The following is a 25452-nucleotide window of genomic DNA, read 5'->3' as shown; positions in this document are numbered from 1 at the left end:
TTGTCAATGGTTATTCTTTACTACTCTGACTACCTTTGACTACTTTGCTTTACTTTTCACTATTCACTTTTCACTTTTCACTTTTCGTTCATTTGCGTTGATTTGCACCATTTGTGTTCATTTGCGTTCTGAACATCGTAAATTCACTCTCTTTGAAGGGATGACATCCCCCTTCGCTTCGCTCTTCCCCCCTTCGAAGGGGGGAAAGGGGGGATGTTTATATCCACGCCATCGAAGGGCGAACACACAGGTTCGCCCCTACACGGCAAACAACTCAACGCCTCAACAACTCAACATTTCAACGCCCGCAGGGCATAACAATTCATTAACCTCGCTATTCGGGGACGTAGATGATTTCGCCGTTTTCGAGCTGGTAGGCGGTGCCGACGCGTTTGCCTCGCGAGCTTTTGTCGGACGGGTTATCTTCCGAAGGCGTATATTTCTCGATCTTCTCGCCTTTCTTGGTGATGATCTCCATCTTCTCCGTGCCGGGGTTCTTGACCATCGTGAAGTCTTCTTTCGAGAACATCTCGGTCATATTGAAGCGTGCCACGAGGGCGACCATCAGCGCTACGGCAAAGACCATCGCGACGTCGAAGAGGTTGCCTACGACGCTCATCGGGTCGTTGTCGTCTTCTTTCTTCAGCAGATTCCGTTTCATGACTTGTTGCGTTTTTCGGTGATCAGTCCGGCGATGAATTCGAGGTTCGTCATATCTTGCAGATACCATCGTTGTTTCACCTGCTGGGTGATGAACCCGATAGCGCTCGAGAAGAGTCCGACCACGGTGGTGGCAAAGGCGACCTGCATGTTGTAGGCCATCGAAGCGATGTCGCCCGTGGAGAGTCCTACGAGGGCGGGTCCCATGGGGATGAGCGTGCCCATGAGTCCGAGCATGGGGCCTAACTTGGCGAGGGTTTTGGAGACGGTCAGGTCTTTGTCGGCCGCGATTTCGAAATCGGCGAGCAGGCGCTGCACGTGCGCGGGACTGTCCTTAACGGCCAGCAGCCGGCGCATGTAGACCGTTACGAGCGAAGCGTTTCCTTTGGGCAACCGCTCGGCGAAATCGTCGAGGCGGTCGCTGCTTAATGTTTCCAGTTCGGGACGGATGATCGCTTCGTTCTTGCGAATGGCGAGGTATTGTCCGAAGAAGCCGCCGATCAGCAGCAAGGCACGGATGAAGAGGAGGATCAGCAGCACGATGACGGGCACGAGCAGCCCGGTAGATATCCAGTATAAAATATCGGAGATATAGTTCATTTTTCTTTGTTTTTACGTAGTTTATAATGTTGTTTGATACGGGCTGTGAAGAAGCCCGCGATGAGCCCGACGAGGGTGAGCGCGGTTAATCCGGCCAGCGCGCCCCAGTCGATTACGGTGTTTCCCGTCACGGCCGTGCGGCCGTTGACGGTGGTGATGACGCCCAGCACCGCGATCAGAGCGTTGGCCAGAAACAGCAGTTCGAGCCTCAGTTCTTTTTCGGGCAACAGACGTTGCAGCGCAAACGTGCCGGCGGGAATCAAGATCAGTACTCCCGCGGCCATGCTCCACGCGATGAGCGGGAACGACACGCCCGGGAACGAGAAAATGAGGGCGACCAGCGCGCTGAAGAGTACCGGGAAAATCAGCAGTCCCGGAAACCAGCGCAGCGCTTTGTAGCTCCACAAGGTGCGTTTGCGTATGCGGCCGGTGGTCATCACATGGGCGGCCAGCATGCAAAAAGCCATCTGAAGAACGACCTCGATGCTTAACACGACGGAGGTGTCGAGCATGAGCACGGGATTCGACAGCCAGTCGGCGATCTGGGTCTTCGACTGTTCGATGGCATAGGGCCAGATCAGCCCGACAAATAAGGCACAGACGACGGCAATCACGGCCACAGACCACCATTTACGATACGTTTGCTTCAACATGAAGTTGAAGCAAACGAGTATCATCAGGACGACTACGACTGTCTCCATGCTTATTCCCGCATCTTTTTACGGCGATAACGCACCAGCCAGATCAACACCACGACGGCCAGCGCCACGACGGCCGCCACGACGGCATTGTTCAGTACGTTCGTCTGTGATTGCGCACCGGACGAAACGTCTTCCTTCTTCATCACCATACTCTTCCGGTCGCCCGAAGCCGCGGCCTCACGTATCCGATTGATGTGCTGTGTGTACTGCTCGGCCGACTGCGCGTCGGTCTTCGAAGCGATGAACTGGCGCAGCTTGGCATTGTCGCAAACAAAGCCGGAGCACGACGGTTTGTATTTGTTCACCAGATCGGTATGCAGCTTGGCAATGTCGGCCGTCTGTTGCTCGGTGGCCTGCCACATGCCCTTGCGGATCGTCTCCATCATGACGGCCGTAATCTCTTCGAGCGCCGCCGGGTTTTGGGTCTCGAAATATTCCTGTACGCCCAGCTCGAATTTATCCTTGACGTATACATTATATATTTCGTCCCACATTTCCTTGTCGATGGCCGCCGGTTTCATCACGTTCCATCCGTAGGTGTTCTGTATGATCTCCGCGAACGCTCCCGCTCCGCCGGCCTCGCCTTTCATCTTTTCTTTGATGTAGGCCGGGTTGAAGATCGTCGTCCGGCTCTCTACGCCGATGGCTTCTTTTACTTCCTGCATGCGGAAATTGTTCCGGTTGCGGTAGTCGCTCAGGTAAGCGTCCGGATCTTTTCCGGTGACGTTGCGCACGGCCAAGTTCAGTCCGCCCATAAATTCGTACACATGGTCGAGGCTCAACGCGCCCCACGTGTTGCTTTGGCGCGGCTGGATAACGGCATCGGTACGGGTCAACGCCGCCTCGAATGCGAATTGGCGGAACGCCTCCCAGTTCTTCTCGCTGCCGTAATAAGCACCCATGTTGTTCAGGTACGTGTCGGCGATTTCCTTTTCGCTTTCCCAGCGGTCTCCGCTCATCACCATGCCTTGAATGCCGGTGCCGTAGCCGCCGTTCATGCCTCCGAAAACGCGGAAGGTCGAAATCTCACGCGCGTCTTTCGGCGTAAGCCCTTTCTCGATCAGCGTGCGCTCGGCTTCTACTACGCCGGCGGCCACCTGATTCTCGAAGGGTTCGTCCTTGGCTGCCGCGGCCATTTCTACGGCACGGTTGATCAGGAAGAGCCGCGAAGCGGCGAGGTCTCTCAGCTGACCGCTCGTCTGCACCACCACGTCGATACGCGGGCGTCCCAGTTCTTCGGACGGGATGAGCCTCAAGTCCGTCACCCGCCCGAACGCGTCGCGCAAGGGTTCTACGCCCAACATATACAATACCTGCGCGATCGTCGCTCCTTCCGTCTCGATGAACTCGCCGCTCCACAGCGTGTAGCTCACCTTACGGGGGATGCTGTCGTTATGACGACGCTTGTACAGCTCGATCGTGTTATTCGCCATCTGTATGCCTTTTTCCCAGGCTGCCTCGCTCGGCGTGGCTTCGGCGTTGATGCCGTAGAGGTTGCGTCCGGTGGGTAACGTGTTCGGGTTGACGATCGGGTCTCCTCCCGGCGACGGAAGGGTATATCCGCCGTTCATGGCGTTGATCATCGAATACAGTTCCTTCTCCGGACTCTCCTGAAGGGCTTTTCTGTAATGTCCCACATTGCGGATGGTACGCTCTACCTCCATGACGGCCAGCGCGAAGTTGATTTCCTCTTTCGTGTATTCTTTTTTCTTCGGCATGCCGCCGCCCATCATGGCGGCCATGCCCGCAGGCATGGTTTTTCCGTGAGCCGATGCGCTGTCTGTTCCTTTGGCAGCCATCTTTTCCTTCATCGCCTGCGGCATTTCACCGTGCGCTTTCGCCATTTCTTTCATGCCTTCGGGCATTTGGCCGTGGCTACCTTTGGAGGCTGTTTGAGGCTTCCCTTTCATATCCGAAGCATCGGCATGTACTTTGGCTTCGGCCGGCGCCTCACGCCTCATGCTCATCATCATCTCCATCATGCCTCCGGGCACTTTCCGCGACTCTTCTACTTCGCGCGCTTTGGCCAGTTCGTCGGCGGTGATGCCGGCCGTGCGGCAGATCAGTTCGTCCGATGCCAGCGCGGGGTTGGCCAACAATCGTGTTACCAGCTCACGTGCCGGATTCATGTAATGTTGCGTAAACAACGCGCGGTGCTTCTCCGTTTTTTTCTCAACGCGTCCGCGCAGTTTATCGAGCGCGAGCAGGCTGTAGGCGATCGGGTCGGTAGCCATGGCGTAGACACTGCTGGTGATGCGCATGTCTTCGTACGGTACTCCCATCGTGTAGAGCTGCCCCGTTATTTTCTCCATCGCCAGCTCCTCGGCGAAATTCTCGACGCGGAGGATGTCTTCTTCGGAGTAAGGAACGGTCATGACGCTGTCCAAACCCAATTCACGATGAATGCCCAGCTTCACCGTCGCCGCTTTCACGGCCAGCGACGCGCGGCGCAGATCGGCCTCGTTGCGGGTGTCTTTCTTCGCATGCTCGTGATCATGTTCTCCGCCACATGAGCAGGCTCCGACCGTATTGTTGTAAATCTTGATGCGCTCCATGAGTTCGCGGTAGATGCCTCGCACGCTGCTTTCCATAAACGGAGGCGTCAGGTACGATTGCAGTCCGGCGTATGAACGGCGTTTGGCAATCATGCCTTCTCCCACGTTGCCGATGCTGTAAATGTAGAAGTGCGGCACGGCGCCCACGAGTCGGTCGGGCCAGTCGTTGCTGCTTAACGCCACCTGCTTTCTCGGCGTAAACTCCAGACTTCCGTGGGTTCCGAAATGCACGAGAGCGTCGGCCTTGAATCCGAATTGCATCCAGAGATATGAAGCGATGTAGGTGTGGGGCGGGGCGGCATCCGTTCCGTGCACGACCTTGAAGTTATCGTCGCCACGACCGGCAGCGTTTTGCGGCATCAACACGACATTGCCTAATTGCAGGCGCGCTACGCCCAGACGACCGTCTTCTGTGGCCATATACGTGCCGGGGAACTCGCCGAAAGCAGCCACGACCTCCGCGTATTTATCGGGACGGATTACTTTCTTCACCCAACTTTCGTAATCTTCTTTCGTGATCAACTCCGGTTGACCGGTTTTCATAAACTCGTCGAGCGCTCCTTCGGCGTATGCGCCGAACACTGCTCCGTGAGCTTGTATCATGCGTTCCAACTCCTTCGATGAGCCGGGAAGCCCTTCGACCTTGTAGCCTTCGCGTTTCATGCGTACCAGCAGGTTGTAGAGCGAAGGCGCTACTTCCATGCCGCCGGCCGACATGGCGTTTTGTCCCGGCCCCTTGTAATAGACGATCACCACGCGCTTCTCGCTGTTCGGCTTGCGTTGCAGGCTGAGGTAGTTATTAATCGTTTCCACGAACGTTTCGAGCCGTTCGGGGATCGCGAAGGCATGATGCATCCCTTCCTCGTCCTTGTAATGCCCGAAAACGACGAACGGACGGAGCGCCCCGTCGATTTCGGGGGTAACCACGCTTTGCGAAAGGAAACCGCCGTTCATGCCCATCTTGTCGTCTTCCCATTTCTCCACGAGGCGGTTGGCATTGAGCGGAGAGAACAGCGGAATGTTCTGCCGGGTCAGATAGTCGACGATATAGTCGCCCATACGTCCGTGCGCCATGTTGATGACGGCCGAAGGTTGTACCGAGTCGATGTGATGGTGGTTGACAAGGTTCTTCATGTTGCGCACCGGATAGACCACGTTGCCGGTTTCTTCCAGCCGGCGGATCAAATCGGCGGGCTGTCCCATCGGGCCGGTGACGATGATACGCGGCGCTCCTTCTTTCAGCAGCCCGTGCTTTTGGAGGAACGCGTGATAGTCGGCAATCGAATTGAAACCGAGCTCCTCTTCGTCCGGCTTACCCGGAACGGCATGGTAGAGCATGTCATTGGCGCGCTCTACGACAGCTTCCGGCTCATGGATCGAAATCTTTTTGCCGTCGATGTATTTACGCACGTAATTCAGCACGCTCCGGTAATTGCGTCGTCCGCCATTGCTCAGGTACTGTTTCAGGGTGTCGGCCTGAAGCGAATCGATGGAGATGATTTTGTTAGCCGGGTTGGTCACAGCTGTCGACAGGATCGGCAGTCCTTCGTCTGCCGCCTTCTGAATCTGTGCCCGCTGTTCTTCGGTGATACGAAGCCCCATCGCATTGATAAAGACCATGTCATACCCTTTGAGCCGATCCAGCTCTTCGGTATCGACCGTTGCGATTTTAATAAACGAATTGTCATTGGCCTTGTGAATCTCGCCCAAGGTAATGATCTGATAATTGACAAAAGCCACTTTGGTGGCAGAGAACCATCTGCTCCATACGAAGAGCAGGACGGCCAGTGCAACCACAGCGGCACCAACGATAAGTAACAATTTCTTTTTCATGCTGTCTATGTTATTTTAGTTAATGGTTTATAATCCGAACATATCGGCAAGGTTGATGTTTACCGTACCGATCAGGCTGATACCCTTCTGCGGCAATTGCAGCGAACTGTCCGCGGCCTTGTCTTGATAATTGAATAAATTGTCGACTCCCACGTTGACCGAGACTCCCTTAGGCATCGTTACCCCCGTATTTAAACTGCACAAGGTACGTGCGTCGTAGGTGACGGACCGATGAGTACCGTCTTTCAGGAATCGGTACGTACTCAGCTGTGAAGCCCACTGACCGTTGAGTGCAACATTCATACCGATTTTGCCGAATTTGCGGGAATATACGGCATTGAACGTTACGCTGTGGGGACGGACAGACGAGGTGTTTCGTCCGCTTACCTGCTCATAATCGTTCACGTAAGCGTATGATCCGGTCATCGTTAATCCGAAATCCATTCGCATTTGCACGATGGCTTCTACACTGGTCGTTCGGGCATGTTCGGCATTGGTATATTGCCATTCGGCGGCATTTTTTTCTTTATACGTAATCTTATTATGAAAGCGATTGTGTGAAGTCGATACGGAAGCATTGAATCCTCCTTGAGTGTATTCGGCTGAGAACGAAAACTGGTGACTCGTCTCAGGTTTCAAATCCGGATTGCCGTACAGCATCAGGAACCCCTGTCCTCCCATATCGTATTCCTGATATAACTCTTTCAGCGACGGAGAACGGAACCCTTGCGAGTAGCCGGCACGGATTGTAACCGTTTCGGCCGGACGATACATGGCCGAAAGTTTCGGCGTTACGTGCCAGTGATATTTGCGATGATAGTCGCTACGCACTCCCACGATCACGTTAAGGGAGGGAAGCGGTTTCCAGTCTTCCTGCATGTAGAGAGAATAGTTCTCGTTTGTGGCATGAGCACTGTCTTTCAACATGTAATGCTTCAAATGTTCAAAAAATATTTCGGTGCCGACGCTTACCGTATGGTCGCCGTACGTACCCGAATAGTCGGCACGCAGCATTTGTGTACGGTTGCGATAATCGGTTCGCCTGAATTTCGCCTGAAAAAAGTCTTTATCCTTTTTATAATTGTCGTAGTTATAAGATACAATCAGCCGGCGATCTTCTCTGAATACGTAGTTCATTTTTGCATTCAGCGCATAGTCGATAAAAAAGTCCTGATATTTTCCGCCCTCTCGAATATCACGAGCGTTATGATAGAATGATCCGCGTAAATCCACACTGAGCTTGTCGGTAAAAGCATAGCCGAACTTTTGCGAGGCATCCCAGACCTTATATCCGTAAATCGTTGTTGATCCGGCTCGGAGCGTGCTGTCTTTTACCGTACCGTCGGGGTTGTATATTTTTAATGTTTTACCGTTTTTATCCCCCACCGAGTACGTATCTCTCGTACGGAAAGTGACGCTGGTGAGCGAAGAAAAGCGGTCTTTCTTTGTTCCGGCCGAGATGGTATATTTTTGTCCGTTCGTTCCGGCATAGCGGGCATGGATGTTCCCCGTAAACGGACGATTGGCTTTCTTGGTGATGATATTGATTACGCCGCCCAGCGCATTCGAACCGTAAACGGTCGACTGCGATCCACGGATAAATTCGATCCGTTCGATCTCGTCGACATTGAAGCGGGTGAAATCGACGTTATGGTCCGCTCCTTCACCACTGACCCGCTCGCCATCGATCAGGAACAGCATATATTCGCCGTCCACGCCCTGATACTTGATCTGCGGCATCCGGCTCATGCTGTTGTAGGTGATCTGTAACCCCGGCAATTCGTATTGTAAAAGCGTTTCGATACTCATCGGGTTGAGCGCCTGAATATCTTTCTGCGAGATAACACGCGTTAATATCGGCACTTCTTTAAGCGGTCTTGCGATCCGTGCACCCGTAACGACGATTTCGTTCAGTTCGTTTTGTGCCGGTTTCAAGACAATGTGCAAAGGTTGTGCTCCCGTTTGCCGGTTTACCTTTACCTCTTCGGGAATATACCCGGTAAATGATACGCGGAGCGTATATTCGCGTCCTTCATTTAAACGGATGGCGAACTCTCCGTTCGCGTTGGTCCCGGCGCCAATCGTAGCGCCTACGACCCATACAGACGCTCCGGGTAACGGCTCGCCGTTTTCGTCTGCTACCGTACCCTTAACCGTATATCGGCCTAACTCAAGTTCTTCGCCTTCTGCAAAAACGGTGCCCGAAGGCACCGTTAGCAAAAGCAGAAACAATATGTTGCTCAAAAACGACTTCATCTTTTACGGAACATTATTTCGGTAGAAATTCGTAATCAAAAGAGACATGTCCTGTCTTTTCTTCGGCATTTTGATAGCCGGTGAATTTCAGTTTGGCATGGCTTCCATCCTTGAATTTTACGACATATACCAATTCTGATAAGCTATATTTAAAGGGAGGCATTGTGCCGGTAGGGGTTTTAATTACCCAGCCATCAAGCACTTTGTTTAAATTTGATTTAGAGGCATATCCTATTTGACCGGCCATCATCTGAGATGGTTCTGTGATCACTTTGTTTTCGACTATTTTATCTGCCTCATATCCTGTAGTAGGAAGAGTTTTTACATTCTTTATTTCTTTTTCTGCGGTAGCAACAGCTTCGCCATTGTTTGTCCGTATATCGAAGCGATGAATCGCGATATGCCACTTTATTTTGATATCGGCTTCCGATCCTTTGGCCGGAATGGTTTCAATAAGCTTTCCTTTTTTTATTATATTCCATGCACTGAAATCCCGGTGGGTTTCCGTCTGGCCTGTCTCTAAATTAATATACGTCCACACATCATATTTAGTGGCATCGATTGTTTTGGATTTTTTGACCGTTTCTTTCTTGACATCGTCTTTCTTGTCGCACCCGACGAATGCCAAACCGAGCGCAACAAGCGCCATCATCATTACACTTCTTTTTTTCATAATCTAAATACTTAATGTTTTTAATTAATTTTCACGGGTGCAAAAGTAGAGGCGTTTGGCAAAGAGGACAATCCCGATTTGTCGGTATTTTTAGGTGATTTCCCCCCAATAATAGGGATATGGCGTAAGGTCGTTGATATGCGTCGGTTATTTTTTTAGGGCTATCGGGCAAAAAAAAGGACGTTCTATTTCTTTTTATCCATCGGTGATAGAGGCGTTTTTGCGTTACGCGGAGGCTTGCTCTTCGGTTCCATCGGACAGCGATCGTTTTTTACTTGAAGGATGATGTCCTTAAGATGAAGGACTGCTTCCTTAAGGTGTAAGGAGGTCTCCTTAACATGAAGGAGTTTTTCCTTAAGATGAAGGAGCATTTCCTTAAGATAAAGGAATGCTTCCTTAAGATATAAGGAGCTTTCCTTAAAATGAAGGATCGTTTCCTTATGATAGACGACCCAAAGAAGGTTTTTTCTTTTACCGGACAGCAATCATTTGATTTCTTCCTGTCATAAAAAAAGGAATCGACGGTAATCACTTACGGCCGACTCCTGAAAAGAAATTTATTTGACTTACGTGGTTTACTATTGTTTTAACTGATCCAGTATAAAAACGATTTTTTATTTGCTGCGATCTTCTAAAAATTCACAGTGCAAAGATACGATGGCTTATCACGCTCCACAATCCCCATTTTGGGGGAAATTTTGCGCGTCTGTCGCCAATAATGGTTAGTTGTGGTTCAAAAAAACGGAGATGGGAACCGAAAATACTCTATTTTGCCGTATGGAGCATTTTTTTCGAGTCCTTAATAGGTGCCGTTCGGTTAGTCTCACAAACCGAGATGGGCAAAGATAACGGAAGCTATCGATTACCCTATGGACGCTTTGAAAAAAGTATTGGGTAATGTTTAATGTGTGTTTTAAAAATTCTGTTTATTAGCTGTTTATGTTTTATTGGCTGTGAAAAAGCATTTATCCGGAAAGAAGAGGAGGCTTTTGTTTTTCTCTCCCGATTGATGTACTTTTGTGGCCTCAAGAAACACAGCATAACAGAAAATGGATTTCAAAAATATCATTAAACGAGACGGAACGAAAGAGAGATATAACGTCTCGAAAATAAAGCGCGTGATACGTGCCGCCTTTGCAAGTATCGATGAAGAGTGCTCTAAGGAAGCGTTGACCCGGTTGATCGAAAACGTAGAAGAACGGCTCCGGGAGCTTGCGAAAGAAGGCGAGATCAAAGTAGAGCAGATACAGGATGTGGTGGAGATTGAACTGATGCGTAACGGCTTCTACCGTGAGGCGCGTCGTTTCATCCTGTATCGCGAAGAGCGGGCGAAGTACCGTGCCATCATCCTCGAAATAGAAGAAACGGTCACGCACGAGGGCATGCACCGCTTGCTGAAAGATATACAGAAAGATTTTCCGCATCTGAACAAATCGTTCGATACGTTGGGCATGAAATACCGTTCGTTCCATAAGGCGGCTATGACGCCCGACGAATGTTTGAAAGCCCTGATCCGTGCGGCTGTAGAATGTATCACGGCCGAAGAGCCGGATTGGGAGTTCATTGCCGGCCGTCTGCTGAGTTTTCAGAGCAAGCTGAATGTCGATCGGAAGATGGAATCCCTTAAAATCAGCACGTTTTTCGATAAACTCACTTATCTCACGCGTGAAGGATATTATGGTCAGTACATCCTTGAGCATTATTCGAAAGAAGACATCGACGAGATTGCGACTTTCTTTGTTCCCGAGCGCGATCATTTGTTTACGTACAGCGGACTCGACCTGCTGCTGCGCCGTTACACGATACGTAATTTTACGCACGAGCAACTCGAAACACCGCAGGAAATGTTTATGGGTATTGCCATGCATCTGGCCATGAAAGAGCAGCATAACCGTTTGCAGATTGTACGCGATATCTACGATATCCTCAGTAAGCTGCAGGTGACGATGGCTACGCCCACGATGGCCAATGCCCGCAAGCCGCATTATCAGATGTCGAGCTGTTTTATCGACACGGTACCCGATTCGCTCGACGGAATTTATCGGAGCATTACCAATTTTGCCAATGTTTCCAAATTCGGAGGCGGCATGGGACTCTATTTCGGAAAAGTACGTGCCAATGGCAGCGACATTCGCGGCTATAAGGGTGCGGCAGGAGGCGTCGTGCGATGGATCAAATTGGCGAACGACACGGCCGTGGCCGTCGATCAGCTCGGTGTGCGCTCCGGAGCAGTAGCTTGCTACCTCGATGTATGGCATAAGGATATTCTCGATTTCTTGCAACTTCGCACGAATAACGGCGACGACCGCATGAAAGCGCATGATGTCTTTCCGGCCGTCTGTTACCCCGATCTTTTCTGGAAAATGGTGCGTGAGGATATGAATCAGCCGTGGTACCTGATGTGTCCGCATGAGATTAAAAGTATCAAGGGCTATGAGCTCGAAGATTACTACGGTGAAGAGTGGGAGAGACGTTATCACGACTGCGTGAATGATTCCCGTATTCCCAAGACTGAGGTGCAGCTCAAAGATATGATTCGCCTGATTCTGAAGTCGGCCATTGAAACAGGTACTCCGTTCGCTTTTTTCCGTGATACGGTGAACCGCACCAACCCGAATAAACACAAGGGGATGATTTACTCCTCGAACCTCTGTGTCGAGATTGCACAAAACATGTCGGCCATCGAAAGCGTTTCTACCGAAGTCGTAACTATGCCCGATGGCGATACGGTCATCGTAGAGAAATCACGTCCGGGCGATTTTGTGGTCTGCAACCTTTCCTCGCTTGTTGTCAGCAAGATCAATTTTGACGATGAGCAGGAAGTACGACACGTATTACGAACCATCGTCCGTGCACTTGACAATGTGATCGACCTGAATTTCTATCCCATCGAATATGCGCGTATCACGAACCGTCGCTACCGTCCTATCGGGCTCGGGGTGATGGGATACCATCACCTGTTAGCGAAGAAAGGCGTAGCATGGGAGAGTGAGGAACATCTCCAATTGGCTGATAAAATGATGGAAACGATTAACTACTACGCCATTCAGGCCAGTGCCGAGCTGGCGGCCGAGAAAGGGAGCTATGAATACTTTGAAGGGTCGGACTGGCAGACAGGCGACTATTTCCGACTGCGCCAATACGAGGGAACGCCGCGATGGGATGCGCTGGCAGACGAAGTTCGTACGAAAGGGCTTCGAAACGGTTATCTGCTGGCTGTGGCTCCCACCAGCTCCACGTCCATCATTGCCGGAACGACGGCATGTACCGATCCGATCATGAACCGCTTCTTCCTCGAAGAAAAGAAAGGTTCCACCATTGCCCGTGTTGCGCCTGATCTGAACGATCGGACGTGGTGGCTCTACAAAAATGCGCACCTCATAGACCAGACATGGAGCATCCGCGCGGCAGGCGTGCGACAGCGACACGTAGACCAGTCGCAGAGTACGAACCTCTATATTACCAATGATTTTACCCTGCGTCAAGTGCTTGAACTCTACATCAAAGCCTGGGAATGCGGTCTCAAAACCATCTACTACGTGCGCTCCAAATCGCTCGAAGTCGAAGAATGCGAATCTTGCTCGTCCTGATTTCTTAACTATACATTAATATATATCATATCATCATGAGTCATATACAAACCATTCAGCGCAAACCGCTCTTCAATGAGCACGGTGATACCGAACTGTCGAAAAAACGTATGATTAACGGTAACACGACCAATCTGAACGACTTCAATAATATGAAGTATAAATGGGTGTCGGACTGGTATCGTCAGGCCATGAATAACTTCTGGATCCCTGAAGAAATCAATCTGAATCAAGACCTCAAGGACTATGCTAAACTCAGCGAGGCGGAGCGTACGGCCTACGACAAAATCCTGTCTTTCCTTATCTTCCTCGATAGTATTCAGACGGCCAATCTTCCGAATATCAGTGATTATATTACTGCAAGCGAGGTGAATCTCTGCCTGAATATTCAGACTTTTCAGGAGGCCGTGCACTCGCAGAGCTATAGTTATATGCTCGATACCATTTGCTCGCCCGAACAGCGTGACGCCATTCTTTATCAGTGGAAGGACGACGAGGTGTTGCTTAACCGCAATAAATTCATCGGCGATCTCTACAATGCTTTCATGGAAGACAAAAGCGTGGAACAATTTATGCGCGTGCTTATCGCCAATTATATTCTCGAAGGGATCTATTTCTACTCGGGATTCATGTTTTTCTACAACCTCGGACGAAACGGCAAAATGCCCGGATCGGCACAGGAAATTCGCTATATCAATCGCGACGAAAATACGCACTTGTGGCTTTTCCGCAACATCATCCTCGAAATGAAACAGGAATGTCCGGAAATGTTTACCCCCGAACTGATTGAAGAATACCGTGCCATGATTGCCAAAGGCGTGGAGGAAGAGATCAAGTGGGGCGAATACGTGCTCGGCGATAAAATAGAAGGGCTGACTACCGAAATGATACGCGATTACATCCGATATCTGGGGAATCTGCGGATTAGATCCCTTGGTTTCGAGCCGCTTTTCGAGGGATATACTTCCGAACCGGCCTCGATGTCGTGGGTATCGCAATATTCGAATGCGAATATGATCAAGACCGACTTCTTCGAAGCGCGTTCTACGGCTTATGCCAAGTCGAGTGCGCTGGTCGATGATCTATAGGAATATGTGCAATCAATGTTCTGTATTTGGTATTGAGTGGTTTGGATTGAAAGACTACTCAATACCAAATATTTCACATGTTCAAGGTACTAACACATAGTGTAAGCTGTTTTCAATGTGATAAGACCACTGCTACATTATAATAGTAGTGTTGTGAACCTTCATCAATACGCGTTACTGTAAAGAAAACGACCCAATGTTTTTGTTGAATAAAATAAAAAGAAGATTGTACTTTTAAGATTTTTTCTTTGCTTTTTTTAATGCAATAAACTTGCGCAAACGGATTAGTACGTTTATCTTTGCGGCCATTAACTTAAATATCTTTAATTATGAGGGGTAAATTATTCGCTGTTTTTTTATTTTTGATAGGCTTTGCTATGCTGTCGCATGCGCAGAATTCTATCGTCGTAAATTTGGGTGATGCTGTTAAGCATGAAGAAGCATCGGGAGTATATTATACTTTTCCGAACTTAAACGTTAATGCGGGTGCGGGAGTGTTGATCAAGTCCATAAAGCTTGATTTTAAACAAGGAACAGCCACGTATTCCCTGCCTTCCGGATGGGTGTCAAAACCGATATTAGGCTCTGTTTCTTATAGTTATGTTTTTGAAAATGAGTCTGGTTCGTCAGCATCTGATGTGCAGAATTTTTTAAGAAGTATAAAATATACGTTCGATGCTCAATATAAAGGGGGAGAATTGAGTGTTCAAGTATGTAACTTTATTTACCCCATGGAACCCATGGCACCACGGAGTTATGATATCTCCACGAGGGCAGCCGCAGTGGACGAGGTATGTAGTGAATTCGTTCCTATTCGTTTCGGTTTTGAAAGTACGAAAAGTGCGTCGGTTAATGGGGTAGCGAATAATGGAACATCTGCTATGCCGGTGAAAGTAATCCTTGGTGATGAAATCGAGTATAGAATTAATGCGGTTAATGCTGCTACAGTAGGGAATGATGGTGGGGGAATGGCTGTTACTGATCGTACTGAGAATGTACAATTAAGGCAATCAGAGTATTTTCCTTACCAAACATCGACTTTACTTATCGTAGATGTCTTGCCGGATGGACTTGAACTGGTTGGAAATCCTGATAATAACGGTGTATTTGAAGCAAGCACTCGTACCATACGTTGGGAATTGACAGATGTGCCTTGGGGAGAAGATCGGACGGTAAGTTTTAAAGTGAAACTTAAAGAGCCTTTGATAGCTGCATACTACCAAAATATTATGGAAAATAAAGCTACCGTAACAACGAAATGGCAAGATATGATGCTTACCAGAGGAGAGGCAGAAGTGTCAATGAGAAATATGGCTTTGGATGGAATGAAAGAATATGTCTCCGTTACGAACAGTACTTTCCATCAGCGTTCTGTTTGCACGGTTAAATTTGTGGTTGATCCTGTTGCGGGAGGTGTGTTAAATAACGGAGATGATCAAGTGATTGATTATGGAACGAGACCTTCTGCGGGGGTTACGGTAACGCCTTCGGGTTCTTCCTATAAATTTAAAGGCTGGAAACATGGAGGATTTACTTCGCTGAAACCCGGTGAGGCAGCTGTTCCTGCAGCCTCGGGCCCGGCGGGTGACGCCAACTGGTATACCACGATAGATGTAAAAGGAGATGTGACGTTTACGGCCGAGATGGAGTTGCAGGGTTATTCGATTACCTATGATTATAATGATAAGGCTCTCTCCCCCAAAGGAGAAACGATGCCTCTTGCCACCCCGCCGGGAACAGCTAATCCGACCGGCTATATTACGGCTGAAATTCCGGTTTCCGGTATTGAGCTTAATGATCCTATTCGAGAAGGTTATCAGTTTGTTAACTGGCAAATAAGTAGCGATAATTCTACGATATCTCCATGGATATCCCGCATAATTCCTGCGGGTACTCAAGGAAATTTGACTTGTCAGGCTTTATGGGCTCCCAATCGTTTCGGTATCGGTTATGACCTTCATGGAGGTGTGGCTTCGGGAACACCTAATCCGACGGAATATACGATCGAAACGCTGCCGGAGAAAGTTCAGCATGCACCGACGAGAGCGGATTATACCTTCGTCGGTTGGACAAACGATCGGTTTGCTCCAACGACCCAGATGACCGTAGATATTCCGCTTAAGGATGCTAAGGGTGTATATACTCAGGATTCATTGACGTTCCATGCTCACTGGCACAAGAAGTTGGTTGTCGATACGGTAACCTGCGAAGCTCCGCTTAAACTCAAAGGTCAGCCTGGTGCGAAAAGTTACAAATGGGAATACATCGTTTCGGCAACGGAAAAGAAAGAAGTCGGAAACGCTCAAAACTTTGATGCCGGTAAATCGGGTACGTATGTTTTGACTACGAACTACGGCTCGGTGAGCGTAGAAGATACGTTTAAAGTGTTGTTTGCCTTTGAAGGAAAACAGGAGCTTAAGAACAACAGCAATATTGCGGCCAAGATTGGGAAAAAACAGGAGTTCTATGTTAAGATGGATACTGTCGGCCGTAAAGTAAGCTACAAATGGTTACTTGCTGAAGGCGATACGACGCACTCGATGAAGGGCGACTCTTTGTATGTTGTGTTCGGAACCTCCGGAAAGAAGGATGTCGCGATAGAAATAACGGTTACTTTGCCGGGCGGCTTGATATGTAAGAAAGAGCTCACAGCTTCAATCAATATCAGTGAGAAATATAACGGCTTCTTTGTCGACCAGAATGTGGTTGGCGGTCGTGAGGACGGTTCCTCTTGGGCAAATGCTTATCGTCGGATAGAGCAGGCTCTTGATAAAGCTCGTGCCGGCGACTGCGTATGGGTAGCACGTGGTAGATACACTCCTCCGAAGGGTAAGTCTTATGAGATGAAATACGACAGTGTGGAAGTGTACGGAGGCTTCGGTGCTTGGGAAAGCTATCTGCATGAACGAGTATTCGCATCTAACCAGACGATTTTGCAATGCAGCAACGGCGGTTCTTCGGTGATTGTCATCGAAGGCAGCAAAGGTATGCGCTGGGACGGTTTCATTGTTGAACAAGGAAATGCGACACAAGGCGGCGGTATTCTGAACAGGAACGGACAGGTTACGATTGCCAACTGTATCATCCGTAACAATCGTGCCGAACAAGGTGGCGGTATATATAACGGCAACGGAGGCAATGCGGTCATCTTCAATACGGAGATTAGCGGTAATACGGCAACCGAAGGAGCCGGTATGTATAACCTCTCTGCTGATCCTCGTTTGACGAATGTGACGATTAGCGGTAATTTAGCTTCCGGCGAAGGAGGTGGACTGTATAATGACGGCTCGAATCCGGACGTTCGGAACACGATTATTTGGGGCAACCGCGCCGGAAAGCATCCGAATGTGTCGAACACGTCGAGTACGCCGGCCTTCAGTTTCAGTTTGATCGAAAGAGACCGTGCCGGCTGGGATGTTGCCTTAGGTGCAGATCATGGCGGCAATGTGAATGGTAGCCCGGTCTTCAGAAGACGAGGCTTTGACGAAGATGGCACCATGCGTCAAGGTGATTATCGTTTGGGAGCCGGTGGTGCTGCGGAGAATCAAGGTTTGAATCGCTATGTTTATATGGAAAAGACGCGTGACGCGTACCTTCCGACCTTAAGCGGAAGTGTATATCACAGTGGTTTCCTTTATGACCTGTCGGGGAGGAACCGTATTGTTGAAGACTGTGTAGATATTGGAGCCTATGAATATGCACCCGATGTTTATTTTCCGAAAATATCGCGTGAAATCGTGATCCCAACTGTTAAGGGGCTGATTTTCCAACCGGGTCCGGGTATTCATTATGTGAATACGGGAGATGACTTTACGTTCACCGTGAAAGAGGAACAGGCAGGAAACGTGTTGAAAGCCGGTGAAAAGAAGCGCTTGATAGAACGTCTTAAGATTACGACGGGTGATCCGATCCGTGATAAACATGGTATCAAGATGACGGAGAACGAAGATGGTTCGGTAACGGTAAAACTGATCAAAGTGACTTCCAGAATCGTGTTGACGGTAGATCCGCATGCTACCTCTTCAGCCATCATTTCGGGTGAAAAAGTATGGTCTTATGAAGGCCAGGTGCTGTTGAGTGTGAAGGCCTCTACGGGAGTTCGTATCTATGATCTGAAAGGTCAGTTGGTAGACGCTCGCAAGGTCGAAGCCGGTGAGACGGCAATCGCTCTTCCTGAGGGCATCTATCTTGTTCGGATCGCTGATCGAAGCTACAAGGTGATTGTTCGGTAATCGCGGGAGGTTGTTCCTCTTTTGAGGCATAATTATTTAAAGGCGGTTGCTTTTTTCGATTGTGAAAAGGGCAGCCGCTTTTGTGTTCTATTCCATTTACTCATGCTTCGGTTTGAAAATACATGGCAATGCCCGGTCCATTACATTTCTGTAGGCAGAGATTTTAAAACCGATGCCGATCGGATTTTTTTCTGTGCCTATCGGATTATTTTTGATGCTTATCGGATTTTACTTTCCTTCTCCCGAAAAGATGCTTTCTCTTCGAGTGCTTGTAGAAAAAAGTCCTGAGCGTGTGTTGTGTATTCGGAGAAAAGTTGTACCTTTGCCACCCGATTATTATCTAAAGTGTTCAAACAGTTTGTTCTTAACACCTTGCTAAGTTCTTCTGTGTCCGAAGAGTAGAAAAGGAGTCAAGGCGCGTTTTTTAGTATTAATTTATAAAGAAATAACAGTGGATACGTTAAGTTTTAAGACCATTTCTGCAAACAAAGCAACTGTAAACAAGGAGTGGGTGGTTGTCGATGCGACCGGCCAATCATTGGGGCGCATTTGTTCGAAAGTCGCCAAATTATTGAGGGGGAAGTACAAACCGAATTTTACCCCGCACGTTGACTGCGGCGATAATGTAATCATTATCAATGCAGACAAAGTCGTTCTGACGGGAAATAAGTGGAACGACCGTATTTATTTTAAGCATACCGGATATCCGGGTGGACAGCGTGAAGTTACTCCCGCTCAATTAATGGTGAAAGGAGAAGACCGCTTGTTCCGCAAGGTCGTAAAAGGCATGCTGCCGAAGAATCGTCTGGGAGACAAATTACTCAAAAATCTGTATGTCTATGCAGGTTCGGAGCATAAACACGAAGCCCAGCAACCGAAGTCGATAGATATAAACTCACTTAACTAAATTTCATGGAAGTAGTAAATGCAATAGGAAGACGTAAGGCGGCCATTGCCCGTGTATACGTTAGCGAAGGAAATGGAAAAATTACCGTGAACCGCCGGGAATTGTCCGATTATTTTCCCTCCCCGATCCTGCAATTCGTAGTGAAGCAACCGCTCAGCGTGCTGAATGTGGACGGACAATACGATATCAAGGTGAATTTGGTCGGCGGCGGATTTAAGGGACAGTCGGAAGCGGCTCGTCTGGCTATCACACGCGCATTGATTAAGATCAATCCCGAGTCGAAGCCGGCACTTAAGGCGGAAGGATTCGTAACACGTGACCCGCGTGCGGTAGAACGTAAGAAACCGGGACGTCCGAAAGCACGTAAACGGTTCCAGTTCAGTAAACGTTAATGTTATTTGTGAGTTGCTTGCAAGTAGAAAAGGCGTTTAGTATCTAAATTGTCCGGATTTTTTCTGCATGGAGAGATGTCGGAGAACTACCGGTCAGTTGAGTAAAACAGAATGTAAACGATTAAACAACAAAAAAGAAATGTCAAGATTAAATTTTGATCAGTTATTAGAAGCAGGCGTTCATTTCGGACACTTGAAAAGAAAATGGAATCCTGCAATGGCTCCTTACATTTTCATGGAGCGCAATGGTATTCATATCATTGATTTGTATAAAACCGCTGCGAAAGTAGACGAGGCAGCTGAAGCCTTGAAGAATATCGCTTGTTCCGGACGGAAGATTCTGTTCGTGGCCACGAAAAAACAAGCCAAGCAGATCGTGGCCGATAAAGCTACGGCTGTAGGTATGCCTTACGTAATCGAACGCTGGCCGGGCGGTATGTTGACGAACTTCCCGACGATCCGTAAAGCCATCAAAAAAATGTCGACGATCGACAAGATGAGCAAGGATGGCACTTTTGATAATTTATCCAAACGTGAGAAATTGCAGATTACGCGTCAGCGCGCCAAGTTGGAAAAGATGCTCGGTTCGATTGCCGACCTGAATCGTCTGCCCGCGGCCTTGTTCGTGGTAGACGTGATGAAGGAGCACATCGCCGTGCGCGAAGCCAACCGCCTCGGTATTCCGGTATTTGCCATGGTCGATACGAACTCCGACCCGACGAATGTAGACTTCGTTATTCCGGCCAATGACGATGCGACGAAGTCGGTCGACTTGATCTTGGGCGTAGTTTGCGAAGCCATCCACGAAGGACTTCAGGAAGGCAAAGCCGCCAGAGATAAAGAAGACGCGGAAAAGGCCGCAAGCGAAGACGGTGAAGAAACACCGAGACGTGAACGCCGGGCAAAAACAGGAGCCAGACGCACGAGAAAAGAAGAAGACGAGGCTCCGAAAGCCTCTGTCGCTTCGAATGAAAAAGAAGGGGAAGACTAAAATTTAATCATAAAGAACTAGATTATGGCAGTAACAATGGCAGATATCACCCACTTGCGCAAGATGAGCGGAGCGGGTATGATGGATTGCAAGAAAGCTTTGGAAGAAGCAAACAACGACTTCGACAAAGCCATGGAAATTATTCGCAAAAAAGGACAGGCCGTAGCGGCCAAACGTTCCGATCGCGAAGCCTCCGAAGGTTGTGTGTTGGCGACAGAGAATGGCGATTTTGCGGCAGTCGTAGCACTCAAATGTGAAACGGACTTTGTGGCTAAAAATGCGGAATTTGTAGCCCTGACACAAGATATTCTCAACGCGGCAATGAACAATAAGCCGAAAACCAAAGAGGAATTGTTGAAGGTTACCTTAAGCGATGGACGTTCGATCGAGAACCATATCACGGACCGTGTCGGCGTGACAGGTGAAAAGATGGAACTTGGAGAGTACGAATTTGTCGAAGGAGGGTCTACGGTTTCATATATTCATCCGGGAAATAAGCTGGCCGCTATCGTAGCGTTCAATCAGAAGCTTGATCACCAGGTCGCTCGCGAGATCGCAATGCAGGTAGCCGCCATGAATCCGGTGGCTGTAACACCGGCTGATGTGCCGCAACACGTGCTGGACACGGAAAAGCAGATTGCCCGTGACAAAGCACGCGAAGCAGGAAAACCGGAGAACCTGCTGGATCGTATTGCCGAAGGCGCTTTGCAGAAGTTCTACAAAGAGAACACGTTGTTGCAACAGGAATACGTGAAGGATGCGAAACTCACGGTTGAACAGTATCTCCAACAACAAGACAAAGGCTTAACGGTAACAGCATTTAAACGTGTGACGCTGAATGTAGACTAATCGTCTGTCCTGTTAAAATAGAAGGTCGTTCGGGAACAACAATCCCTGAGCGGCCTTTTTTTATTTACACGACACCCTCTATCATAAATGTTTTGTGTATCTTTGAAGGCTCATTAACTCGGTGTACTTGGTTTTGAATGGAAACAATTATTCATTGCGAAAATATTACCCATTACTACGGAAAGAAGTTGATCTATGAGAATCTGAACTTTGAGGTCAAACAAGGGAAGATTCTGGGACTTCTGGGCAAGAACGGAACCGGAAAAACGACGATCATCAACATTCTGAATGGATACCTTAAACCTCGTTCGGGCGTCTGCCGTATCTTCGGAGAAACGATGGAAAAGCTCTCTCCTTCGACGAAAGCGCGTATCGGCCTGTTACTCGAAGGGCATATCCAGCATACGTACTTCAATGTCGAGCAGATCGAACGGTTTTACAGTCGTTTTTTTCCAAACTGGAAGAGGGACGCCTATTATGAGCTTCTCCGGAAATTACAGGTCACGCCGACCCAGAAGATCAGCACCATGTCATGCGGACAACGTTCGCAGGTGGCGCTCGGCCTGTTATTTGCCCAAGACCCCGATCTGCTCATTCTGGACGATTTCTCGATGGGATTAGATCCCGGTTACCGTCGCCTGTTCGTTGAATATCTCAAGGAATACGCTACGGCAGGGAACAAAACGATTTTCCTGACGTCTCACATTATTCAGGACATGGAAATGCTCATCGATGACTGCATGATTATGGATTACGGACGTATCCTGTTGCATGAACCGACCCGATATATCATGGAGCGATTCAGGCGTTTTCGCTTTGTTTGCGATGGAGCGGAGATACCGGCCGACGAAAGGTTGTGGCATACCGAAAGGACCGGTAATCGGTGGGAGACGTACTCCTTTGCTTCGACGGAGGAAGTGGAACAGATGCTTTCGCCTTGTGGGGTGAGCGAAGTGAAAGAGGAAAAGCTCTCGCTCGAAGATGCGTTTATCGGTTTAACCGGAAAATATTAATCGATTATGTTTAGTGCAATCTTTTATAAAGAATGGATCAAGACACGACGGACGGTTGGGCTTATGCTTCTGCTGCTTGTGACCTTGCTTGTGTATGCATTCGTACAGATGGGGCAGACGCTTCGCCTCAGCGGGGCGGTGCAAGCCTGGTCGGCTGTCTTGTTAAAAGACATGTCACTCGTGCCGGCGGTCACGAAATGGTTTCCGCTTTTGGCGGGTGTACTGCTCGGAGTGGCACAGTTTATTCCGGAGATGACGGACAAGCGATTGAAACTAACTCTTCATCTGCCGTTACGCGAGTCCAAGATTGTCTTTGTGACGTTGTTATATGGCATCACCGTGCTGTCGGCAGCTCTCCTGCTGATGTATATAGGCCTGTATGCCGGACTCTTCCGTCATTATGCCGCCGAGATGTTGCATGCGGTGACTTGGCAACTTCTCCCATATTTTGAAGGAGGACTTGCTTGTTATCTTTTTACGGCATGGGTCTGTATGGAGCCGGTATGGCGTAGGCGTGTGGCTAATGCACTTGTAGCTGCCGCAGGATTGTACCTTTTCTTTATGGATGCCCCATCGGGCGCTTACGTGACTTTCTTGCCCTGCCTGACCCTTATACTCGTCGCAGGACTTAGCTTTCCGTTTTATTCCGCCGCACGGTTCAAAGACGGGTCGCCCGGATAATCTTTCGAAAAAAACGACGTTATATGATACGCAAACCATATATTTACTATACGATTCTGCTCTTCGTCACTTTTACGGGGATGTGGGTCATTCCCTCATTCGTCAAGATGGCAACGGATTCGCCGGACGGATATCCATTCGTCTATTATAGTGCGGTGATGAAGGATTGGGGCATCATCGATTACAGGAACAAGGAAATGCCACTTCGTGATCTTCGCGGGAATACATATACGATGGCACAGTCCGACTCACTGTTGCCTCTCCTTAACTATCGTCAGCTTATGGCCGACGGACGGTTGCCCGACAGCATTTGCGGTACGGCCATCAGCCCTCCCTTGTTACGGGCCGCAACAGTCGTTTTCCGGTATGCTCCGAGAGAACGCAAGTCACCGGACAAAGGATTGTATATCCTCTTCGAATCAATGCCCAAACGAGTCGGGCTGGAGATGCCGGACGATGTGTTTCGCCTGAAAGACAGGATCGAGTTTATCGACGTGCAGACGAATACCGTCAATCGGGAGAAGAGCGATTTGTTTGCGCGGGCGCTCGAAAAAGCCGGCTATGCATTTCCCATGCGGTGGGCTATCGGCAATCCGAATCCGCGTAAACCGTACGACGAAGGCTATTTCACCCTCGATGCCCAAGGGCGGCTTTATCACCTCAAGATGGTCAACAATCGTCCGTTCGTTAAGGATACACGCGTCGACAAAGACGTGGATATCGCTTGGTTTTCCATGTATGAGGCGTCGAATAAACGGTTCTACGGCTTTTTGTTCGACCGGCAGGGTTGCCTGTATATCTTGGAGAGTCGCGAAGGACAATACGTGCCGGTGAAATTGGATATCGATCCGATCGACATCGACCGAGACGAGGTAACGGTCATGGGCAATCTCCTCTACTGGACGGTGATTATCAACACGCCGCAGGGACGCCGGTATTACGGACTGGAGACCGGGACCTTGAAGAGAGTATCCGAACATGCCATTGCAAGAGAACCGAACCGCTGGGACAAGGTGTCGGGATGGCTCTTCCCTTTTTATATTACGTTTCAGGAATCGGACAGCCATTTTCTTTATCTCCGGCTACATGGTACGGAATATCGTGCGTGGGCGATCAACTTGCTGCTGGCGCTGCTTGTCGCAATCATTGCCGCCCGACGGAACGATAAGCTCTTTGCCGCGCTTTTTGTCGCTCTCACCGGTATAGCGGGTATGGTCGGATGGTTGTTGATGCCGAAAAAAAGATGAATGATAAACATAATCAATACATGAAGTGATGAAAAAGATTTTATTTTTAGCTGCCGCTTTGCTGACGATGGCGGCATGTAACAACAAACGCGCAGAACAACAGAGCGCAAGTCAAGAGGAAAACGTAGAAGTGCATGCTTCCGAAGTGTCGGTTTACAAGCTCGACAGTTTATTGAAAGTGGCTGACCGTCTCGTTGATCAGACCGTGACGGTGCGAGGTTTCGTGACGCATACGTGCAAGCATTCCGGAAAGCGTTGTTTTATTGTAGGAGATGACCCGAACGCGTCGTTCCGTGTAGAGGCGGGCGGTGAAATCGGCGGATTCAATCGCGAACTGACCGGCTCGGAACTGGCCATAACGGGCATCGTCCGTGAACGTCGCCTGACGAAAGAATACATTGACCAATACGAAGAAGAAGTCAATGAGAAGAAACACAAGGAAGACGGATCGGCCGAAACGTGTCAGGCGGAACTGAACAACATCAACGAGATGCGCGAATGGATGAAAGCGCATAACAAAGATTACTACTCGATTTACTACATGGACGGCGAACGCTACGAAGTCATTGAATAAGCATGGCAGAAGATCATCGCCCCACGAAAGGGGCACCCAAAAACAAGATGAGCCGTTGGCTACGGGTCATACACCGCGATCTGGGATTCCTGATGGTCGGTGTATGCCTCGTCTACGGCATCTCCGGCTTCCTGCTCAATCACATGGACGGGAAAGATCCGGCATTCAGCACGCAGGAAGAAACATTACATCTCGACAAAGGATTATCGCACGAAGAACTGTCGGTCATTTGGAACGACAAAGGACTGCCGGAGTTGAAGAAGATCATGACCATCGACGAGGAACATGTGCGTCTGATACTGAACGGTGGCGTAGGCGTGTACAACTCGGAAACGGGTACGGTCGATTACGAACTGTATAAAAAGAATACGTTTATTTATGCGATCAACCGACTGCATTACAACCGGGTTCGAGGTTGGAATATCATGGCCGATCTGTTTGCCTTTTCGCTGATCTTCTTTGCCGTGTCGGGGTTATTCATCGTCAAAGGAAAGAAAGGCATGGCCGGGACGGGTAAATGGTACCTGCTGGCCGGTATACTGATCCCGGTGCTGTATGTGCTGTTCGGATAAAAGCCGTGCGCCGGTGGTTGATATGTTGATTTGTTTGA

The 25452-nt window shown here is 49.1% G+C and carries 18 protein-coding genes; 12 read left to right on the top strand and 6 right to left on the bottom strand.

What is annotated here, in order from left to right; all coding sequences use genetic code 11:
- Positions 1 to 334: 334 nt before the first annotated feature.
- From EII41_RS01890 to EII41_RS01865, 6 genes are read right to left on the bottom strand one after another with little or no spacing between them, the layout of a single operon-like run.
- Positions 335 to 661 carry a DUF2149 domain-containing protein gene (locus EII41_RS01890; RefSeq protein ID WP_124752134.1) on the bottom strand — a complete coding sequence of 109 codons (327 nt, stop codon included), beginning with the start codon at positions 659 to 661 and terminating at the stop codon, positions 335 to 337.
- Complete coding sequence (locus tag EII41_RS01885; protein WP_124789195.1) at positions 658 to 1260, bottom strand: MotA/TolQ/ExbB proton channel family protein; 603 nt, start codon at positions 1258 to 1260, stop codon at positions 658 to 660. Before EII41_RS01885 ends, EII41_RS01890 begins: the two co-directional genes overlap by 4 nt.
- On the bottom strand, positions 1257 to 1961 hold the full coding sequence (locus tag EII41_RS14075; protein WP_185711799.1) for a hypothetical protein: 705 nt from the start codon (positions 1959 to 1961) through the stop codon (positions 1257 to 1259). Before EII41_RS14075 ends, EII41_RS01885 begins: the two co-directional genes overlap by 4 nt.
- A gap of 2 nt (positions 1962 to 1963) precedes the next feature.
- Complete coding sequence (locus EII41_RS01875; RefSeq protein ID WP_124789194.1) at positions 1964 to 6349, bottom strand: cobaltochelatase subunit CobN; 4386 nt, start codon at positions 6347 to 6349, stop codon at positions 1964 to 1966.
- A gap of 27 nt (positions 6350 to 6376) precedes the next feature.
- Positions 6377 to 8605: a TonB-dependent receptor gene (locus EII41_RS01870; RefSeq protein WP_124789193.1), complete on the bottom strand. Its 2229-nt coding sequence runs from the start codon at positions 8603 to 8605 to the stop codon at positions 6377 to 6379.
- Positions 8606 to 8618: 13 nt separating this feature from the next.
- The gene (locus tag EII41_RS01865; RefSeq protein ID WP_185711798.1) at positions 8619 to 9260 is read right to left on the bottom strand and encodes an HmuY family protein; all 642 of its coding nucleotides are present in this window, start codon (positions 9258 to 9260) and stop codon (positions 8619 to 8621) included.
- A 1067-nt stretch (positions 9261 to 10327) separates the two neighbouring features.
- On the opposite strand from EII41_RS01865, the gene EII41_RS01860 reads away from it, so the two are divergent.
- The 12 genes from EII41_RS01860 (at position 10328) to EII41_RS01805 (ending at position 25414) form a co-directional block, all read left to right on the top strand.
- The gene (locus tag EII41_RS01860) at positions 10328 to 12868 is read left to right on the top strand and encodes a ribonucleoside-diphosphate reductase subunit alpha (protein ID WP_124789192.1); all 2541 of its coding nucleotides are present in this window, start codon (positions 10328 to 10330) and stop codon (positions 12866 to 12868) included.
- 35 nt (positions 12869 to 12903) lie between these two features.
- Positions 12904 to 13956, top strand: coding sequence for a ribonucleotide-diphosphate reductase subunit beta (locus tag EII41_RS01855; protein WP_221620691.1), 1053 nt, complete (start codon positions 12904 to 12906; stop codon positions 13954 to 13956).
- Positions 13957 to 14654: 698 nt separating this feature from the next.
- Positions 14655 to 18188, top strand: coding sequence for an InlB B-repeat-containing protein (locus EII41_RS01850; RefSeq protein WP_260425433.1), 3534 nt, complete (start codon positions 14655 to 14657; stop codon positions 18186 to 18188).
- A gap of 451 nt (positions 18189 to 18639) precedes the next feature.
- On the top strand, positions 18640 to 19095 hold the full coding sequence (rplM, locus tag EII41_RS01845; RefSeq protein WP_124789191.1) for a 50S ribosomal protein L13: 456 nt from the start codon (positions 18640 to 18642) through the stop codon (positions 19093 to 19095).
- Positions 19096 to 19100: 5 nt separating this feature from the next.
- The gene (rpsI, locus tag EII41_RS01840) at positions 19101 to 19487 is read left to right on the top strand and encodes a 30S ribosomal protein S9 (RefSeq protein WP_124752127.1); all 387 of its coding nucleotides are present in this window, start codon (positions 19101 to 19103) and stop codon (positions 19485 to 19487) included.
- 139 nt (positions 19488 to 19626) lie between these two features.
- On the top strand, positions 19627 to 20478 hold the full coding sequence (gene rpsB, locus EII41_RS01835; protein WP_124752126.1) for a 30S ribosomal protein S2: 852 nt from the start codon (positions 19627 to 19629) through the stop codon (positions 20476 to 20478).
- Between the two features lie 24 nt (positions 20479 to 20502).
- Complete coding sequence (tsf, locus tag EII41_RS01830; RefSeq protein WP_124752125.1) at positions 20503 to 21327, top strand: translation elongation factor Ts; 825 nt, start codon at positions 20503 to 20505, stop codon at positions 21325 to 21327.
- A gap of 137 nt (positions 21328 to 21464) precedes the next feature.
- Positions 21465 to 22340, top strand: a complete 876-nt coding sequence (locus EII41_RS01825; protein WP_124789190.1) for an ABC transporter ATP-binding protein — start codon at positions 21465 to 21467, stop codon at positions 22338 to 22340.
- Positions 22341 to 22346: 6 nt separating this feature from the next.
- Positions 22347 to 23021, top strand: a complete 675-nt coding sequence (locus EII41_RS01820; protein ID WP_124789189.1) for a hypothetical protein — start codon at positions 22347 to 22349, stop codon at positions 23019 to 23021.
- A gap of 23 nt (positions 23022 to 23044) precedes the next feature.
- Complete coding sequence (locus EII41_RS01815; protein ID WP_124789188.1) at positions 23045 to 24268, top strand: DUF4857 domain-containing protein; 1224 nt, start codon at positions 23045 to 23047, stop codon at positions 24266 to 24268.
- A gap of 28 nt (positions 24269 to 24296) precedes the next feature.
- Positions 24297 to 24842, top strand: a complete 546-nt coding sequence (locus tag EII41_RS01810; RefSeq protein WP_124752121.1) for a hypothetical protein — start codon at positions 24297 to 24299, stop codon at positions 24840 to 24842.
- A 2-nt stretch (positions 24843 to 24844) separates the two neighbouring features.
- Positions 24845 to 25414: a PepSY-associated TM helix domain-containing protein gene (locus tag EII41_RS01805; protein ID WP_124789187.1), complete on the top strand. Its 570-nt coding sequence runs from the start codon at positions 24845 to 24847 to the stop codon at positions 25412 to 25414.
- Positions 25415 to 25452: the final 38 nt, after the last annotated feature.

The sequence above is a fragment of the Tannerella forsythia genome, from assembly GCF_003860135.1.
GTDB classification, from domain to species: Bacteria; Bacteroidota; Bacteroidia; order Bacteroidales; family Tannerellaceae; genus Tannerella; species Tannerella forsythia_A.
This window is presented reverse-complemented; position numbering and strand designations above follow the sequence as displayed.

Coding starts and splice junctions, on each gene's coding strand:
- EII41_RS01890 (WP_124752134.1), bottom strand. CDS start 661: ATGAAACGGAATCTGCTGAAGAAAGAAGACGACAACGACCCGATGAGC.
- EII41_RS01885 (WP_124789195.1), bottom strand. CDS start 1,260: ATGAACTATATCTCCGATATTTTATACTGGATATCTACCGGGCTGCTC.
- EII41_RS14075 (WP_185711799.1), bottom strand. CDS start 1,961: ATGGAGACAGTCGTAGTCGTCCTGATGATACTCGTTTGCTTCAACTTC.
- EII41_RS01875 (WP_124789194.1), bottom strand. CDS start 6,349: ATGAAAAAGAAATTGTTACTTATCGTTGGTGCCGCTGTGGTTGCACTG.
- EII41_RS01870 (WP_124789193.1), bottom strand. CDS start 8,605: ATGAAGTCGTTTTTGAGCAACATATTGTTTCTGCTTTTGCTAACGGTG.
- EII41_RS01865 (WP_185711798.1), bottom strand. CDS start 9,260: ATGATGATGGCGCTTGTTGCGCTCGGTTTGGCATTCGTCGGGTGCGAC.
- EII41_RS01860 (WP_124789192.1), top strand. CDS start 10,328: ATGGATTTCAAAAATATCATTAAACGAGACGGAACGAAAGAGAGATAT.
- EII41_RS01855 (WP_221620691.1), top strand. CDS start 12,904: ATGAGTCATATACAAACCATTCAGCGCAAACCGCTCTTCAATGAGCAC.
- rpsI (WP_124752127.1), top strand. CDS start 19,101: ATGGAAGTAGTAAATGCAATAGGAAGACGTAAGGCGGCCATTGCCCGT.
- rpsB (WP_124752126.1), top strand. CDS start 19,627: ATGTCAAGATTAAATTTTGATCAGTTATTAGAAGCAGGCGTTCATTTC.
- tsf (WP_124752125.1), top strand. CDS start 20,503: ATGGCAGTAACAATGGCAGATATCACCCACTTGCGCAAGATGAGCGGA.
- EII41_RS01825 (WP_124789190.1), top strand. CDS start 21,465: ATGGAAACAATTATTCATTGCGAAAATATTACCCATTACTACGGAAAG.
- EII41_RS01820 (WP_124789189.1), top strand. CDS start 22,347: ATGTTTAGTGCAATCTTTTATAAAGAATGGATCAAGACACGACGGACG.
- EII41_RS01815 (WP_124789188.1), top strand. CDS start 23,045: ATGATACGCAAACCATATATTTACTATACGATTCTGCTCTTCGTCACT.
- EII41_RS01810 (WP_124752121.1), top strand. CDS start 24,297: ATGAAAAAGATTTTATTTTTAGCTGCCGCTTTGCTGACGATGGCGGCA.
- EII41_RS01805 (WP_124789187.1), top strand. CDS start 24,845: ATGGCAGAAGATCATCGCCCCACGAAAGGGGCACCCAAAAACAAGATG.